We start from the raw sequence: 16327 nt of genomic DNA, 5'->3' as shown, positions 1-16327 counted from the left end.
CGGGGCCCGGGGCGCCCGGGTCCCGCCGCCGGAGTCATCAGAAGTGGACCTCCGCGCAAGCGCGGCCACGGGACTCCATGCGGCCGCCCACGTGCTCCCAGCCCTCGGCGCACAGGACGGCGCCGTTGGGCAGGTCGCGGTGGACGGGCACCGTGAACTTCTGGTGGTAGCCCCAGAAGCCCGTGGCGCTGTTCCGGTCGATGCCGCCGCCCCAGATGTGGAAGTGGCCGCTGAAGTCGCCGTTCCACGTGGTCGCCGCCTGCACGGACTCCACGCGCAGCCCGCTGCCGTCCACGCGGATGCAGGTCCGCTGGTTGCAGCCCGACGCCCCGGCGAACGCCGAGGGCGCGGCGGCCGTCACGGCCGCCCCCAGGCAGACGAACGTCGTCACCGTCCGCGCCAGCCACCGCGCCTTCGCACCCATACCGTTCACGTGCCACCTCTCTGAAGTCGTCAGCCGTACCGAAAAGCGTGACGATCTTGGCAGCGACGGCGGGCCGGACCGGCACTCCCGCGCACCGGTCCACCCTGACGGGGGATCAGGGGCGATCCATGGTGCCTACTGCGGGACGTTCAGGACGAAGTCGAACTCGGCCTCCTTGGTGTTGCCGACGTCCCGTACGTTCATGAGCAGCCGGGAGTCGAAGATGGGGTCGGTGTTGTTGCGCGGCTCGTTCGGGAAGTAGAGCTGGGTGGTGAGGACGGGGCGGCCCGGCGACTGGAGTTTCACGTGGATGTGCCGGGTGCGGCCCGGGTAGAGGCCGGGGAAGACCGTGGTGAGGGAGAAGGCTCCCTCCGCGTTGGTGAACTGGTGCCCGCGCATCCGGTAGCCGACGTTGTCGTACGCGCCCCGGTAGTCGGCCTGCCAGAAGTCGAGGAGCACGTTCGCCAGCGGCTTGCACCTGAGGCCGAAGACGTAGCCGGTGACGGTGAGGCGTATGCCCCGGGTGCCGGCCTCGATGAGGGACGTCCGGCGCGGGGAGTTGGGTTTGAAGTACGGTCCCTCGGTCTGCGGCGGGGTCGGGTCGTCGCCGTCGTCGCAGGACGGGGTCAGCTCCAGGGGCGCGGCGCCGCCCGCCCGGGAGCGGGCGAGGGCGGGGGCCGCCGCCATCGCCACCGGTACCGTGATGCCCGCGGCCAGGGCCGCCTTCAGCACCGTCTTGCGGCTCGGGCCGCGGGAGTGGCCCGCGGCGGTCTCGAAGCCCTCGCCGTCCGTGGGGGGCTCACCCGTGTCGTGCCCGTTGACGTGCGCGTCGCCGTCCATCGCTCCTCCTGGGGGTGGGGGGATCGCCGATCGGCTACGAAGCTATGCGGAGGGCCGGGCCCGGGCGATGGACGGAATGCGGTGGTCGTGGTGAATATCACCACCGCCGCGGCGGAAGTCGCCCGGGCTCGTCCCGGTCTCGCGGCGGAAGAACCGGCAGAAGTAGGCGGGGTCGGTGAACCCCACCCGGTCCGCGACCTGGCGCACGGTCAGCTCGGTGCGGGCCAGGAGCCGCTTGGCCTCGTGGGCGCGGGCCTGGCGCAGGAGTTCGCCGGGGGTGCGGCCCATGGCCGTCTTCACCGACTCGTTGAGGTAGCTCACGGAGACGCCGAGCCGGGTGGCGCATTCCCGTACCGACCACAGGGGAGTTCCGGCCGCGTCCACGAGCGTGACGAAGTCGGCGGCGACCGAGGCGGGGCGGGCGGGCGCCGTGGCCGGGGCGGCCGGGGCCGGGGCGAGGAGGCGCGCGGCGCGCACGACGAGGACGTGCAGCAGGGCCTGGAGCACGCTCGGGAAGTCCTCGGCCCCCGTCCGGTACTCGTGGTCCAGGTCGGTCACGAGCCGGTGTGCCCAGGCCGCCTCCGCGTCGGAGAGTTCGAGCCAGGAGCGGCGGCCGAGTCTGCGCAGGGTCTCCTGGTCCCGCGGGTTCTCCAGGAGGAAGTCGTCGGTGAACAGGATCAGACAGCCTTCGAGGTCCCGGACGCCGTCCCAGTAGTGCACCTGGCCCGGTGCGATGAAGCACAGGTGGGGCGGGCGCAGCGTGAAGCGGGCCAGGTCGACGACGTGGCTGCCGGTGCCGCCGGTGACGTACACGATCTCGTGGAAGGTGTGCCGGTGCGGGAAGGAGGCGCGCGACATCGGGCCGATCGTGTCGAAGGTCCCGATCGCGAACGGCAGCGCGTTCGGCTTCGGCACCTCGAGGCGGTGGATCGGCAGGCCTCCCCTCTCCGGTTCGCTGCCGTTCGCTCGGCCGCCGGGCAAGATGGTGGTCCCGCGCATGCGTACGCTCCTCACCCCGACGCGCCCCGTCGCGGTCACGCGGGCCTTGTCAGGTCCAGACCAATCGATGGGTCCACGATGACACGCGGGACGGAGCGTCTCCCACGCATCTCAGGCCAAGTTGTGACGAGCCGAGCATGACTGCCGCGGCCACGGCCGTACCCCCGTACCGGTCGTGGCCGCAAGCAGCCGCCCGTGTCCGCGCGGTCGGTGCGACGGAATCAGTGCCGTCGCACGGACCGCGCGGGGTTCTCAGTGCCCCATCCCCGCGCCGCCGTCGACCGGGATCACGGCGCCGGTGATGTACGCGGCGTCGGGCGAGGCCACGAACGCCACGGCGGCGGCGACCTCCTCGGGGCGGGCGAGGCGGCCGAGGGGGATCTGCTGGACCAGCGTCTCGCGCTGCTCCGCGGTCAGGGCCTCGCTCATGACGGTCTCGGTGAGGCCCGGCGCCACCACGTTCACGGTGATGCCGCGCGAGCCCAGCTCGCGCGCCAGGGAGCGGGCGAAGCCGACGAGGCCCGCCTTGGACGCGGCGTAGTTGGCCTGGCCCGCCTCGCCGCGCAGGCCCACGGCCGAGGAGATCACCACGATGCGGCCGCTGCGGGCGCGGAGCATGCCGCGGGTGGCCCGCTTCGCCACGCGGAAGACACCGGTGAGGTTCGTGTCGATGACGGAGGTGAAGTCCTCCTCCGTCATCCGCATGAGGAGCTTGTCGTTGGCCACGCCCGCGCAGGCCACCAGGACCTCGACAGGACCCTGCTCCTCCTCGACCCGCTGGAAGGCGAGGTCGACCTGGCCGGCGTCCGTGACGTCGCAACGCACCGCGAGCAGGCCCTCGGGGGCCTCGCCCGAGCGGTGGGTGACGGCGACGCGGTCACCGGCGGCCTGCATCGCGCGGGCGATGGCCAGGCCGATGCCGCGGCTGCCGCCGGTGATCAGTACGGAGCGGGACACTGGGAACCTCTCTGGTCGGGGTGGGGGGATGTGCGGTGGGCGTCGGCGTCGCGCGGGGCGGCGGCCGTCCGCCGGTCAGCCCGCGTGCCGGACTCTGGTCCGGGTGAGCAGGCCGCTCATGGAGGCGGCCGTGTCCATCACCGCGTGGACACAGCGGGTGCGGGTGACCGCGCCGCGCAGCTGCCGCCGCGGCGCGACCAGGGCCACGGCGCCCGCGAGCACGGAGCCGCGCCACACGGGGGCGGCTATCGACTCCCACTCCGGGAGCGTCGAAGGACCCACCGCGTGACCTTGCTCACGGATGCGGTCGAGCGGTGCGCCCGGTGCCGCCGTGCCGTCGAGACAGGCCAGGATGGCCAGGCCCGCGGCGTCGGCGTCCAGGGGCGCGCTCCACAGCCGCCGCAGCGCCGGCCGCGGTGCCGCCTCCAGCGCCGCGGCGTGCGCACCGACCGCCCGGTCGATGCAGAAGCGCAGTGCGGCCCCCACCAGCAACGGAGCGTACAGGAGCGATACTTGCCCGGTGCGTGACTGTAGAGTGACGAGTTCAGCACGCAACGCAGGCGAGGTCTGACCGACTTTAGTATCCGTGACCTCATCGACGAGGTGGGTGGATCGGTGCGGTGTCTCCGTCAGCGCGTAGTGGCCCCGAGGACCGCGCTGCTCGACGGCCCCTTCCCTGGCGAGGGCCCGTACATAGCGGTGCGCGGTGGGCGCGGGCAGCTCCGCGCGCGCCGCGACGTCCGCCAGGGGGTGCGCTCCCGGGCCCAGTTCCCGCAGGGCGCGGAGCACGGCCAGCGTGCGGGCCACCGCACTGCCGGCGTGTTCTCGCACCGCCGTGGCGGCCACCGGTCGCAGCACCGCGCACCCCTCCTCACCGGCACGGTTCGTCGCCATGCCCCGCCTGTTCAGGTCCTGACGCCATTCTCGTGGGCGGACCCGGGGGATCACCAGGCCCTGATTTTTCCGGTCCGCGTTTTTCAGGAAGTTCAACTTCCGATGAAAATGTTTCCTACGGAACGGCGCGAGCGACCACCCCGCACAGCGCGGAGAAAGGTTGGAAATTGAACAACAAGGAGGCGCTGCAGCAATTGCTGCAGTTCAAGCGCAGCCAGATCAGCCCCACCGAGCTCGGCTCGCCGCGGCGCACCGGGCGCGGCCGGCGCTCGCGCGGACTCTCGCAGGCCAGGGTGGCGCAGGAGCTGTTCGTCTCCGAGCGGACGTACGCGCTCCTCGAGCGCGGCGAGATGGCACAGCCCTCGGCCGAGTTCCTCGACAACGTGGCCACGGTGCTGCGCATGGAAGAACCCGAACGGACCGCGCTGTATGTCTACGCGCTCGGATACGAGCCGCCCTTCCCGATGGACCCGATGGCGGGCACGCACGTGGGTCCCGCGTGGCTCACGGCCGTGAATCGGGTCAAAGGCCAGCCGTGTTACATCAATGACGTGGCTTGGAACGTACTGGCGTGCAACGACGATTTCATCCGCATGTTCCCCCAGGTGCGCGGGACCACTCCGCAGCTGCCCGAGCGCAACCTGATGCGGTGGATGCTGTTGTGCGAGGCCGCGCGGGAGTGCCACCTCGTCGACTGGGAGGAGAACTGGGCGGCCAAGGTGTCGGCCCAGCTGCGCACCGCGATCGCCGCGCACCCGCACAACAAGGACCTCCAGCAGATCGACGAGGAGGTCAACGACGACCCGGTCGCGGGTCCCATCTACCGCCGGCACGACATGGCCTACGTGCATCCCGACGGGGACGCGCGCCCCATGCGCCACGCCGGGATAGCCTCGCTCGGCGTGGACCGGGAGGACACCAGCCGCTGTTGCGCCCGGCACGAGCCGTCGGTGCTCGGCTCGGTGACGATGTGCACCGCCCAGCCCCTCAAGTCCCCCGGGTCCCGCTTCTTCTTCCTGGTCTTCGCCCCCACCCTGCCGGGGGAGAGCGCATGACCATGGAATCCGGCCCGCGCCTCGTCCCGCTGGCGCCCGGCGTCCACGTGTGGTCGCCCGACGCCGCCGGCGCCTGGGGGCTCGCCAACTGCGGCCTGCTCGTCTCCGCGGGGGATGCGGCCCTGGTGGACACGCCGTACACCCTCGACCGCACCGACGACTTCCTCGCCGCTGCGCGCGCGGCGGCCGGGCCCGGCACCGGGATCACCACCGTGCTCACCACGCACGGCAACGGCGACCACGGCTGGGGCAATCAGCGGGTGACCGGCGCGGAGATCGTCTCCACCCGGCGCACCCTGGAGCACCAGTGCTTCGAGCCGACGCCCGAGCAGCTGCGGTTCCTGATCGAGGACACGGACCCCGACGAGCCGCTCGGCTGGTACTTCCGGCGCCACTTCGGCCGGTTCGACTTCCGCGGCATCACCGTCCAGGAGCCGACGCGGACCTTCGAGGGCCGCCTCGACCTCCGCGTCGGTGACATGCCGGTGGAGCTGCACGACGTGGGCCCGGCGCACACCGTCGGCGACATGGTCGTGCATCTGCCCGACGAGCGCATCGTCTTCGCCGGTGACGTGGTGTTCGCCGGTGACCACGTGTGCCACTGGGCGGGTCCGCTGGAGCGGGTGGTCCTGGCCTGCGAGCGCGTGCTCGGCTGGGACCCCGACCTCGTCGTCCCGGGCCACGGTCCGGTGCTCGACCAGGACGGCCTGCGGGGGCACATCGCCTATCTGCGGGACCTGGGCGAGCAGGCGCGGTCCTTGCACGCGCGCGGCCTCACGCCGACCGAGGCCGCGCGGCACCTCATCGCGGAGGACCGCTATCCGGAGCTGCACCTGCCCGAGCGCATGGTGATCACCCTGGCGTCGGAGTTCCGGCACCTGGAGCGGGCCGACGCGGAGCCGGACATCCTGGCGCTGATGACGGACTGCTCGCAGATCGCCTGGCAGCGGGACAGCGGCGACCAGGCCCTGTCCCCCACCTCGGTGGGCTGACGCGGTACGGCGGCGGACGCGCCGCGGGAAGGCCCCTGGATTCCGGCAGCCGGAATCCAGGGGCCTCTCCTTTCACCGGGTGGAACACGCGGCCGTCAGCGGGAGCCGCGGTGTTGCGCGCCGGCGCGATGCGGGATGGGGTGCACCTGTCGGCGCGCCGCTACAGGTTCCAGCGCACGCCGGCCGGCACACCGAGCAGAGGTTCTCCCCCACGTTCGGTGAGAGCAGGGGCGGCGGGACGCCGTCGGCCCTGCGTGAGAATGCCGCCGCCGATCCCCCGGCGGCGGCATTCGTGCGTGCGGCCCGTTGTCGTACGGTGTCCCGTCCCGTCGCGGGCCGGAGCGCCGACCGGCCGAACGGCGCCGCCCCCGGCCCGCGAGGCCGGGGGCGGCGCGCGTGAGGTGTCGGCGGTCGGTCACGGGACAGGATCCGGTCGGCTCGGGCCTCTCCCTGGCACCGGGGTCGCGCGCCCCTGAGGACGTCGCTCAACCGGCGGCCACGAAACGGTGGTTCACACCTCGACTTCCAGGCAGACCAGTCGCTTCTCCTGGCGGGCGGTCAGCGCGGCCGCCCACATCGGCTGGACGAACGGCGAGATCATCGACGCGTCGACGGCGTCGGACGAGGCGAAGCGGTAGCGCACGTCCCCGTCCTCGCACAGCGTGATGGCACGCCGCTGTTCGGCGTTCACCTCGCCCGCGTCGAAGATGTAGCAGACGCGGGGCATGCGCCCGCCGGAGTCGACCCAGGCGACCACGAGCAGGTCCCCCACCGTCACGTCCAGGCCCAGCTCCGCGCGGATCTCACGAGCGCACGCGGCGCTCGGGTCCTCCCCTCCCTCGACATGCCCCCCGGGCAGATTCCAGTAAGCCGTGTACAGCGGCTTCACCATCAGCACATCACCGTGCTCATCGGTGATGATCGCCCCGGCCGATGCGGCCAGGGTCGTAGCAGTAGCATCCATGGCATCTTCCTGAATTAGCCCCGTCATGATCTGAGCATCGGCTCATCAGGAACGGGCAGCTCGGCGAGCGGAGTCCCCAACTCCACCCAGCGGGTACGCACACGGACGCCGCGCGCGTCACCCGGCAGCGATCCGGCTCTCCGGGCCCGGGCGCTCCCGCGTCCCGGAGGGAACCATGACCGCGGCCGTCTCCAAGGCCGCACCACCAAGGAGCGCGCGGGTGGTACGCGGTACCGCCACCAGACCATCGCTCCTCCCCTGCACCACCGCGGTCCGGGTCGGGTCGCGGCGGCCCCTGGCATCACCTGATAGAACGCTCGTTCCATTCGCAGGGGCCAACCAGTCCCCGGGACTGACTCCGTGGCGCCGGGCGGGCAACCCGTGATCACCGCGGGGCGGCATCGCTGCCGACCGGGGCATGAGCAGGACCGTCGGCCGCTTACCGGTCGCTCCCGCCCCCACGGGAGAAGTCCGACAACGGCCATACGGACGAATGGAACATCCGGGCAGGTTTCCTTCCCCGTCAGAGCCAGCCTGCCCCCGGCTCCGGCGTAGACAGATCCTGATGCACTATCACAGGCGGTGTCAACGATTGAGAACGACGCATGTCATGGCCTTGGAGACTGGGGCAAGTCCACCGGGGCCTAAGCGGACCCGCCGCCCTCGCCGGACTCCCGCGCCTGAATCGCCCTGACCAGTTCGTCCAGGGCGGGCAGCAGATCCCGCAGCGTGTCGATCTGCGCCCCGTCGGCGGTGCTGCGCAGCGCCACCGACCGGGCGCCCAGCTCCTGGAGCACCGCGTGCGTGGCCAGCTTGGGCAGGTCCTCGTGCACCATGCGGCGTAAGTACGCGACCAGGGCGGCGCCTTCGGTGCGGGAGCAGAAGCCCTCCGGCACGCGGAAGAAGAGTTCGAGCCGGGCGGCGTGGTCGTGGTTGGCGCCGCGCTCGCCGTTGAGGAGGTTCGACACGTGCTGGGCGGAGATGCCGGTCGCGCGCGAGATCTCCCTGAGGCCGTACGGCTCCCTGCCCGCAGGCGTCTCCTTGAGCCGGGTCCGTTGAAGGAACCGCAGCCGCTGCTGGAAGAGCGCCTTGCGGAACGCCTCCCGCGCGTACTTCTCGCGGGGCTCGCCCTCGGGGGGTTCGCCGTTCAACAGGGCCCGCACGCGGTCGGGTTCGATGCCCGTGGCGCGGGAGATGAGCGAGAGGTCAAGGAGCCGGCCGCGCGTGGTCCCCAGGCGCGCGGCGTAGGCGTCGACGTCGTCGAGGAGACGGGCGATCACGTGTCCGGGCGCCGCTTGGTGGTCGGCTGCGTTCACCTGAGGGTCTCCATGGGCCACGGAACTCGTTGGGCGCCCTGAGAGTATCCGTCCGACCCATCCCCGGCCAGCAACGTCTTCAATTGTTGACACCATAACCGGCCTTAAAGTGTTCGACTTTCGGTCATAAGTGGCAGGTGGGCGGCGGTAGCTTCCGTTTCGTGCTCTCGCCCGTGTCCTGCCGGCCGTACAAAGCGGCGCGCGTCCCGCGCCACCGCGCGGCGGATACCCACCACCGCACTCGTTACTCAACTTGCCCTCGTGGCACAGGAAATCGGCCCACGCGCCCTGCCGCCGCGCGGGCCGACTCCGCCGTGCGAAATCGGCCTGATAATGTCCCAGCGCAGGTCAGCGGGCACACGTCTGTCACTGGGGCGGAACGGGGAGTGTGAAGGGCCGATGAGAACCGCCAGCGCACGGGCGCCGCGCCCGGGTCTCGCGAAGCGAGCGCGAAGAACCGTGCCGGGACCCGGAGCCGGTCACGTGCCGCCCTTCTCACGGCCGACCCGGGAGCGCTGACCCGTGCTGTTCGCGGGCGCCTCCGCATCCTGGCAGCTCACCGACGGGGCCGGCGTCGTCTACGCCTCGGCCCGCATCCTCGGCGCCGTCCGCAGGCGCCGCGCCTGGGTCCGCGCGCGGCGGCGGTCCGTGCGCATCATCCACGACGACCTCGGACTGCGGCCCGGCCAGGGGCTCCAGGACCTTCTGGAGGCCGTGGTCCGCCACCGGCGCAGATCCCTCACCGTCCTCCGGGTGCCCCTGCCCGCGCACGTCAGCGGCTTCTGCGTGCGCGGCGAGACGGAGGACACCATCGTCGTCACCGCCAACACCAGTGAGCGGCAAGGGCTGCACGTCCTGCTCCACGAGCTGTACCACCTGCTGTGCGGAAGCCCGCCCGGCCTGAGCCCGTACGCCGTCGCGGCCGGCGACCTGCTCGACCGGAGCACGCTGAGCGCGCAGATGCCCTCCCTGCCCCCCGACGTGGTCGAGGAGGTCCTCTACCGGCCCGCACGGCTGCGTACCGGGACGCCGCGGCGCGAGTACGCCATGGGACGCGCGGGGCGCGGGGGCTACGGGGACGGCGAGGAGGACGGGCAGGACGAGGAGTGGGCCGCCGAAGTCTTCGCCACGGTGGGCCTGTTGATGCTGTGCCTCGACCCGGAGGTCAGTTACACCGGCTCCCTGACGTCCGCCTTCGCCCACCGGCGCGCCGACGTCTGATGGCGTACGCCCTGCTGACCGCCGTCAGCCTCACCGTCGCCGCCGTCAGCCTGGCCCTCGGCACCGTCAAGGCGCTCGCGGCCCGGCGCGAACCGGCCCTGGTCCTCAAGCTCACCGCGTCGTCCCTGTTCCACTCGGCGGCGCTCTTCCTGCTCGTCACGCCCGCCGTCTACGACGCCGTCGGCGACCTCACCGGTGTGCCCCACCTGGCCGCCCCGCTGATCTCCTGCGCCGCCCTGCTGCGCGTCGGCCACGCCCACCTCCTGGCGCACCTGTGGCATCCACCGGACCGCGCGGGAGCGCCGCTGCGGCGCACGGTGACGGCCTGGGTGCCGCTGTACGGGGGTACGCTCGCCGTCCTCGCGGCCCTGTTCGCCCTGGCGGACCTCGCCGGTCCGGCCCGCCCCTTGCTGCTGGCCACCGACCACGCGCGGGTGCCTCAAGTCGTGGCGCTGCACGTCCTGTACTTCCTCGCGCTCGCGGCGGCCGTGACCGCCACCGTGCTCAAGTGCCGTTCGCTCCTGACCCTCGGCTCCCCCGGGCGCACGCCCGAACTCGACCGGTCCGTACGGGGTTTCGCGGCGGCTGTCGCCCTCGACCTGGTGCACGCGGTCTGTCTCCTGGTGGCCATGGCGGGCGCCGCGCGCGGCCGGGGCCTCGACGCGCTCGCCGAGGTCGCGTGGCTGGCCATGGCGGCGGGTGCGCTGCTGGCCGACCACAGCCTCGTACGCCTCTCGGTGCACGCCCGCCGTCAGGAGCGGCGCGACTACTTCGCGCTGCGGCCGCTGTGGCAGGCCGTGGTGCGCGGCGACCGCCGCCTCGTGCTCACGCCCGGTCTCGCGTGGGGCGCCTTGGACACGCGTATCGCCCTGTCCCGCAGGCTCGTCGAGATCCGTGACGGCGCCCGCGGCCTCAGGCCGTGGATGACCGCCGCGCCCGCGGACACCGTGGCCCAGCTGGCCCGCCGGGGCGCGTACCCCGGCGTCGACGTCGTCGCGGCGCAGGCGGCCGCCACGATTCTGTACGCCGCCAGGCAGCGCGGCGCGGGGCGCCCGGCCGCGGCGGCCGACTCCGGCTTCCCCGGGCTGCCGGGCGAGGACGTCCCCGCCGCCGGGGAACGCGCCCATCTGGTCCTGGTCGCCCGGCACCTCGACCATCCGATCGTCCTGGAGGCCCTGTCGCTGCTGTGCCGCCGGGCCCGGGAGATGTGCGGCACCGGGCACGCGTAGGACGCCGCTCTACGTCCCCCCGGTGACCGCCGCGTCGAGGAGAGGCCCCAGCTCGGCGACCGCCGCCGTCAGGGCCCGCGCGTCCCGTTCGGCGCGGGCGATGAGCAGGGCGCCCTCCAGGGTGCTGATCATGAGGGTCGCGAGGGGTTCGGCACGCGCGGCGGGCACGCCCAGGTCCGTGAGCGCCCCGGCCACCGACCGGCCCCAGCGGGCGAACGCCGCCGCGGCCGCGGCCCGGGTGGACTCCGTGGAGCCCCCGCGGTCGACCACGGCCGCGGCGACGGGGCAGCCGGTGGCGGCAGGGGCGTCCGCCAGCTCGTCGGTCCACTGGCGGGCCATCGCGGCGAACAGGGCGCTGGGCGAGGGCTCGGGGAGCCCGGCGACGAACCGCCCGACGCGCCGGGCCGCATAGTCGCCGCCCCACTCCACGGCCTCGTTGACCAACTGCTCCTTGCCGCCGGGGAAGTAGTGCTGGAGCGAGCCCCGCGGGGCCTTCGCGCGCGCCACGACGTCCCGCATCCCGGTGGCGGTGACGCCGCCGCTGCGCATCAGCTGGGCCGCGCTGAACACCATCCGCTCACGCGGTCCCCGCTCGGATCCCATCGCCTTCCTCCCTCTCCTAACACCTGCCGACGGCCCCCGCGCGTACTACTATGACAGCCGTCATATCTATGACAGCTGTCATAACCGTGGCCGCGGGGCCGGAGTACGGGGGTGCGCGCATGGACGTGGGATTCATGGGGCTCGGCGTCATGGGGCAGCCCATGGCACGCCGGCTCGCCGGGGCCGGCGCCGAGCTGATCGTGTGGAGCCGCACCGCGGCGAAGTGCGAGCCGCTGCGCGCCGCGGGGGCGTACGTCGCGAAGGAGCCCGGCGAGGTCTTCCGCAAGGCGCCCGTCGTGATCCTCATGCTCGCGAACGGCGACGCGATCGACGCCACCCTCGGCCGGGGCACGCCGGACTTCGCCGCGCGCGTCGTCGGCCGGACGGTCGTGCACATGGGCACCACGTCACCCGCGTACTCCCGGGGCCTGGAGGCCGACGTCCGCGCGGCGGGCGGGCGGTACGTGGAGGCGCCGGTGTCCGGCTCCCGCGAGCCCGCGGAGGCCGGGCGGCTCGTGGCGATGCTCGCCGGCGACCCGGCGGCCGTGGAGACGGTCCGCCCGCTCCTGCGGCCCCTGTGCCACGAGGTCTTCACGTGCGGCCCCGTCCCCGACGCGCTGGTGACGAAGCTGGCGGTGAACCTCTTCCTGATCACCACGGTCACCGGGCTCGCCGAGTCCTTCCACTTCGCCGAGCGGCACGGCCTGGACACCCGGCAGTTCCTCGAGGTCCTCGGCGCCGGGCCGATGGCGAGCGGCGTCTCGCGGATGAAGGCGCCCAAGCTGCTCGCCCGCGACTTCGGCGTCCAGGCGGCGGCCCGGGACGTCCTGATGAACAATCAGCTCGTCGCGGCCGCCGCGCGCACGGCGGGCCTCGCCTCGCCGCTCCTCGACGTCTGTCACGCGCTGTACGCGGAGACGGTGGCGCTGGGCCACGGGGAGGCCGACATGGTGGCCGTCCTGCGCGCGATCGAGGCCCGGACCGGGCGAGGGACGGCCTGACCGCCGCCCGGCCCCCTGGAGCGTATAAGAGTTGCCTTATATAAGGCAGCGGTGGCATGCTGGGAGCGTGCACGCATTCGATGTGCTGGGCGACCCGGTCCGGCGCCGCATCCTGGAACTCCTCGCCGAGGGCGAGCGGACCTCGGGAGCGGTCACCGCCGCGATCCGGGAGGAGTTCGCGATCTCCCAGCCCGCCGTGTCGCAGCATCTGCGCGTGCTGCGCGAGAGCGGCTTCACGACGGTGCGCGCCGAGGGCGCACGCCGGCTCTACGCCGTCGACGCGGCACCGCTGCGCGAGGTGGACGCCTGGCTGGAGCGCTTCCGCGGCTTCTGGGAGCAGCGCCTCGACGCGCTCGGCACGGAACTGGCCCGGGGCAAGCGGGCCGGGCGGCCGCACGTCAGCACACCAGGGGGTGGTGACCGCAGCGCGGAGCGCCGCGCTGCCCGAGAAGAGAGCGAGGAGACCTCCGATGGCTGACATCGTCGACCTGGTCAACGCCATGCACCGCCAGGTGCGGGACACCGCGACCCCCGAGGGCACGGGCCGCAGCATCGTCATGCGGCGCACCTACGACGCCTCCGTCCACGACGTCTGGGACGCGTGCACGGACGCGGAGCGCCTGGGGCGCTGGTTCCTGCCCGTCACGGGCGAGCTGCGGCCCGGCGGCCGCTACCAGCTGGAGGGCAACGCGGGCGGCGAGGTGCTGCGCTGCGAGCCGCCCCGTCTGCTGCGGGTCAGCTGGGTCTTCGGGGAGCCCAAGGAGGGCGAGTTCAGCGAGGTCGAGGTGCGCCTGACGCCCGAGGGCGAGGACCGCACCGTCTTCGAGCTGGAGCACGTGGCCGTCGTCGATCCCGAGTTCTGGGACACCTACGGCCCCGGCGCCACCGGCGTCGGCTGGGACCTTGGCCTGGTCAGCCTCGGGACGTACCTCGCCGACGGCGAGGCCTTCGACCGCGAGGCGACGCAGGCGTGGAGCGAGTCCGAGGAGGCCCAGGCGTTCCTGACCGCCAGCAGCGAGGCCTGGGGGAAGGCGAACGCGGCCTCTGGCACGCCCGCCGCCACCGCCGCGGCGATGACGGCGGCCACGACCGACTTCTACGTACCCCCGGCCTCCGGCTCCTGAGCGGGCCGCCGCGGCCTCAGTAGGGCCGGTCGCCCGCTATCGCCACCCGCTCGGCGACCCGGCGGGCGGCCCCGTAGTCGGCGACGGCGTAGTGCTGGGTGGCGCGGTTGTCCCAGAACGCGACGTCGCCCGCCTGCCAGCGGAACCGCACCTGGAACTCGGGCACGTGCGCCTGCTGGAACAGCAGGCGCAGCAGCCGGTCGCTCTCGGCCCGCTCCATGCCGAGGATCCGGGTGGTGAAGGAGGTGTTCACGAAGAGCGCGCGCCGGCCGGTCTCGGGGTGCCGGCGCACGACCGGGTGGCGCACGGGCGGGAAGGCCTCCTGCCACCGGGCGAGCCGCTCGGGACCGTGGAACCGCCGGAAGCCGGGCAGGAAGTCGTGCTCGGCGACGGCTCCTTCGACGCGCTCCTTCACCTCGTCCGCGAGGTTGTCGTACGCGGCGGACATGTCGGCCCACAGCGTGTCGCCGCCGAAGGGCGGCACTTCGCGCAGGTGGAGCACCGCGCCCATCGCGGGCCGCTCCCGGAAGGTCACGTCCGTGTGCCACACGTTCTCGAAGGTGGGCGCGGAGCCTGCGCCCTTGTCGAACCGCGCCACCTCGTCGCTGTCGCCGCGCTCCAGCAGCGGGTTGGTCTCCAGCTCGCCCCAGTGGCGGGCGAAAGCGCGCTGCCGCTCGGCGCTCAGGCGCTGTCCCCGGAAGAACAGCACCTTCCATTCGAGCAGGGCCCGGTTCACCTCGTCGCGCAGCGCGGGCGGGAGGGGCCGGGCGAGGTCGACACCGCGGATCTCGGCGCCGATGGTGGCGGCCTGGGGTACGACGTCGAACAGCTCGTACGGCCGGTCCTGCCAGCCCTGCGGGGTGCGGCGCAGCACGCGCCGCCCCTCGTACAGGCCGTCGTCGGGAATGCGCGCGGTGCGCAGCGAGCGGGGGTCGGCGGGGTGCGGGGATGCCGCGACGGACATGGGGCGCCTCCGGAACACAGGGGACCCGTACGGCATACGGCGTACGGGGAGAGCGGCGAGGGACCCGAGGTCCGCTACAAGCCGCCGCGCGCGCAGCCGCATCGGTCCGGCACGGTGGCCGTTCCGAAGGCGTGGGCGCGGTGCGTGAACATGGCCTCATCATGCGCCTGGCGGATCACGGGATCAAGGCCGCGTCCAGGGGCGGGCCGTCGCGCGGGCGGGCCGTCAGCGGAACAGGCCGCCGAGGAGCGCCACGCCCTCGCCGATGTCCGTCGGGGTGCTCGCGGCGTAGCCGAGGACGAGGCCCGGCGGCTGGGGGCGCTGGGCGTGCCAGGACAGGGGCTGCACCTTCACGCCGCGCTCCAGGGCCGCCGCGGCGAGGTCCGTGTCGGCGCGGCCGCCGGCCCCGTGCGGGAAGGTCACCATCAGGTGCAGGCCGGCGGCGGCGCCGTGCACGACGGCGCCCGGCAGATGCTCCCCGATGGCCTCGATCATGGCGTCGCGGCGGGCGCGGTGCCGCCTGCGCAGCAGGCGCAGATGGCGCTCCAGGTCGCCGGACTCCATCAGATGGGCGAGGACGAGCTGCGGCAGCGCCGCGTTGCCGAGGTCGGCGAAGCGCTTGGCGTCCACCAGGGCGGCGTGGTGCGCGCGGGGCGCGAGCAGCCAGCCCACGCGCAGGGCGGGCGCGAGGAGCTTGGACACGCTGCCCGCGTACGCGACGCGGTCGGGGAGCGTGGACCTCAGGGCGGGCACGGGCGGCCGGTCGTAGCGGTGCTCGGCGTCGTAGTCGTCCTCGATGATCAGCCCGCCCTCGCGGGTCCACTCGGCGAGTTCGCGCCGCCGGACACCGCCCAGGACCACGCCGGTGGGGAACTGGTGCGCCGGGGTCAGCAGGGCGGCGGGGGCGCCGGTGGCCCGCAGCGCGTCCACGCGGACGCCGTCGCCGTCCACGGGCACGGGCGGCGCGTCAAGGCCGGACACGCGCAGGTGCTGGCGCAGGCCGAGCGAGCAGGGCTCCTCGACAGCGACCCGGGAGATCCCCACGCCCCGCAGCACGGTGGCGAGCAGGCCGAGCGCCTGGGCGGTGCCCGCGACGACCAGCACCTCGTCCGGGTCGGCCGCGATGCCGCGGTTGCGGGCCAGCCACCGGGCGACGGCCCGGCGCAGGGCCGGGGTGCCGCGCGGGTCGCCGTAGCCGAAGTCCGAGGGGACGAGCCCGGCGAGCACGGACCGCTCGGCGCGCAGCCAGGCGGCGCGCGGGAACGCGGCGAGGTCGGGCAGGCCGGGTGACAGGTCGATCCGGGCGGGGGTGGCACGCAGGGTGTCGAAGATGTCGGTACCGGGAGGTGCCCGGAACAGCGTGCCAGCACCTGAGGGGGCGTCACGCGCCTTACGGGCAGGAGGGGTTGAGGGGGCCAGGGGCGCGGCCACCACCACGGTTCCGCCCCTCCCCCGCCCGGCGACGTGCCCCTCCTCCGTCAGCCTGCGGTACGCCTCCGTGATCACGCCGCGGGAGACGCCGAGTTCCGCGGCGAGCACCCGGGTCGCGGGCAGTCTGCTGCCGACCGGCAGCAGACCGTCGGCGACCGCGCGCCGGACCTGGCGGGCCAGCCAGTCGGCCATGCCGCCCCGCGGGGCCTGGGCGGTGTTCAGCTGGAGGAAGTCGGAGGCGGCCGTGGTCCCGGGCGCGCCGACCGCTTTGGACCTGTCAGGAGAAGATCCATTGGACCTGTTCACAGATCCA

At 73.5% G+C, this 16327-nt stretch carries 16 protein-coding genes and 1 pseudogene; 7 read left to right on the top strand and 10 right to left on the bottom strand.

Features of this window, described 5'->3' with window-relative positions; all coding sequences use genetic code 11:
• Positions 1-37 precede the first annotated feature (37 nt).
• From AC07GB_RS05800 to AC07GB_RS05780, 5 genes and pseudogenes are all read right to left on the bottom strand, one after another.
• Positions 38-433, bottom strand: coding sequence for a hypothetical protein (locus AC07GB_RS05800; RefSeq protein WP_478841978.1), 396 nt, complete (start codon positions 431-433; stop codon positions 38-40).
• A 129-nt stretch (positions 434-562) separates the two neighbouring features.
• Positions 563-1264 (bottom strand): annotated as a pseudogene (locus AC07GB_RS05795) (dioxygenase family protein); the annotation flags it as partial.
• 42 nt (positions 1265-1306) lie between these two features.
• Complete coding sequence (locus AC07GB_RS05790; protein ID WP_478841977.1) at positions 1307-2263, bottom strand: helix-turn-helix transcriptional regulator; 957 nt, start codon at positions 2261-2263, stop codon at positions 1307-1309.
• Positions 2264-2515: 252 nt separating this feature from the next.
• Entirely contained in the window at positions 2516-3220 is a 705-nt protein-coding gene (gene fabG, locus AC07GB_RS05785) for a 3-oxoacyl-ACP reductase FabG (protein ID WP_478841976.1), read from the bottom strand.
• Between the two features lie 75 nt (positions 3221-3295).
• Entirely contained in the window at positions 3296-4114 is an 819-nt protein-coding gene (locus AC07GB_RS05780) for a helix-turn-helix domain-containing protein (RefSeq protein WP_478841975.1), read from the bottom strand.
• 194 nt (positions 4115-4308) lie between these two features.
• On the opposite strand from AC07GB_RS05780, the gene AC07GB_RS05775 reads away from it, so the two are divergent.
• Together AC07GB_RS05775 and AC07GB_RS05770 are read left to right on the top strand one after the other, a co-directional pair.
• Positions 4309-5169 carry a helix-turn-helix domain-containing protein gene (locus AC07GB_RS05775; protein WP_478841974.1) on the top strand — a complete coding sequence of 287 codons (861 nt, stop codon included), beginning with the start codon at positions 4309-4311 and terminating at the stop codon, positions 5167-5169.
• Complete coding sequence (locus tag AC07GB_RS05770) at positions 5166-6161, top strand: MBL fold metallo-hydrolase (RefSeq protein WP_478841973.1); 996 nt, start codon at positions 5166-5168, stop codon at positions 6159-6161. Before AC07GB_RS05775 ends, AC07GB_RS05770 begins: the two co-directional genes overlap by 4 nt.
• Positions 6162-6672: 511 nt before the next feature.
• Here AC07GB_RS05770 and AC07GB_RS05765 read toward each other — a convergent pair.
• Together AC07GB_RS05765 and AC07GB_RS05760 are read right to left on the bottom strand one after the other, a co-directional pair.
• Positions 6673-7125: an NUDIX domain-containing protein gene (locus tag AC07GB_RS05765; protein ID WP_478841972.1), complete on the bottom strand. Its 453-nt coding sequence runs from the start codon at positions 7123-7125 to the stop codon at positions 6673-6675.
• A gap of 644 nt (positions 7126-7769) precedes the next feature.
• Complete coding sequence (locus AC07GB_RS05760; protein ID WP_478841971.1) at positions 7770-8441, bottom strand: helix-turn-helix transcriptional regulator; 672 nt, start codon at positions 8439-8441, stop codon at positions 7770-7772.
• Between the two features lie 522 nt (positions 8442-8963).
• Here AC07GB_RS05760 and AC07GB_RS05755 point away from each other — a divergent pair.
• Together AC07GB_RS05755 and AC07GB_RS05750 are read left to right on the top strand one after the other, a co-directional pair.
• Positions 8964-9662, top strand: a complete 699-nt coding sequence (locus AC07GB_RS05755) for a hypothetical protein (protein WP_478841970.1) — start codon at positions 8964-8966, stop codon at positions 9660-9662.
• Positions 9662-10891, top strand: a complete 1230-nt coding sequence (locus AC07GB_RS05750; protein ID WP_478841969.1) for a DUF6545 domain-containing protein — start codon at positions 9662-9664, stop codon at positions 10889-10891. The genes AC07GB_RS05755 and AC07GB_RS05750 overlap by 1 nt, the downstream gene beginning before the upstream one ends.
• A 9-nt stretch (positions 10892-10900) precedes the next feature.
• Here the strand turns inward: AC07GB_RS05750 and AC07GB_RS05745 are convergent, their stop codons facing one another.
• Positions 10901-11494 (bottom strand): TetR/AcrR family transcriptional regulator, encoded by a 594-nt coding sequence (locus AC07GB_RS05745; protein WP_478841968.1) that lies wholly within the window; start codon positions 11492-11494, stop codon positions 10901-10903.
• A 119-nt stretch (positions 11495-11613) separates the two neighbouring features.
• Between AC07GB_RS05745 and AC07GB_RS05740 the strand changes: the two genes are divergently transcribed.
• From AC07GB_RS05740 to AC07GB_RS05730, 3 genes are all read left to right on the top strand, one after another.
• Positions 11614-12495, top strand: a complete 882-nt coding sequence (locus AC07GB_RS05740; RefSeq protein WP_478842072.1) for an NAD(P)-dependent oxidoreductase — start codon at positions 11614-11616, stop codon at positions 12493-12495.
• Positions 12496-12562: 67 nt separating this feature from the next.
• Positions 12563-12973: an ArsR/SmtB family transcription factor gene (locus tag AC07GB_RS05735; protein WP_478841967.1), complete on the top strand. Its 411-nt coding sequence runs from the start codon at positions 12563-12565 to the stop codon at positions 12971-12973.
• The gene (locus tag AC07GB_RS05730) at positions 12966-13619 is read left to right on the top strand and encodes an SRPBCC family protein (protein ID WP_478841966.1); all 654 of its coding nucleotides are present in this window, start codon (positions 12966-12968) and stop codon (positions 13617-13619) included. Before AC07GB_RS05735 ends, AC07GB_RS05730 begins: the two co-directional genes overlap by 8 nt.
• 16 nt (positions 13620-13635) lie before the next feature.
• Here AC07GB_RS05730 and AC07GB_RS05725 read toward each other — a convergent pair whose 3' ends face one another.
• Both AC07GB_RS05725 and pdxR read right to left on the bottom strand, forming a co-directional pair.
• On the bottom strand, positions 13636-14583 hold the full coding sequence (locus tag AC07GB_RS05725; protein ID WP_478841965.1) for a TauD/TfdA dioxygenase family protein: 948 nt from the start codon (positions 14581-14583) through the stop codon (positions 13636-13638).
• Positions 14584-14808: 225 nt separating this feature from the next.
• Complete coding sequence (gene pdxR / locus AC07GB_RS05720) at positions 14809-16320, bottom strand: MocR-like pyridoxine biosynthesis transcription factor PdxR (protein WP_478841964.1); 1512 nt, start codon at positions 16318-16320, stop codon at positions 14809-14811.
• Between the last annotated feature and the right edge of the window lie 7 nt (positions 16321-16327).

The sequence above is a fragment of the Streptomyces sp. NPDC045778 genome (assembly GCF_056431945.1).
Note: the sequence above shows the minus strand (reverse complement) of the source record. Positions and strands in the feature narration are given on the sequence as shown.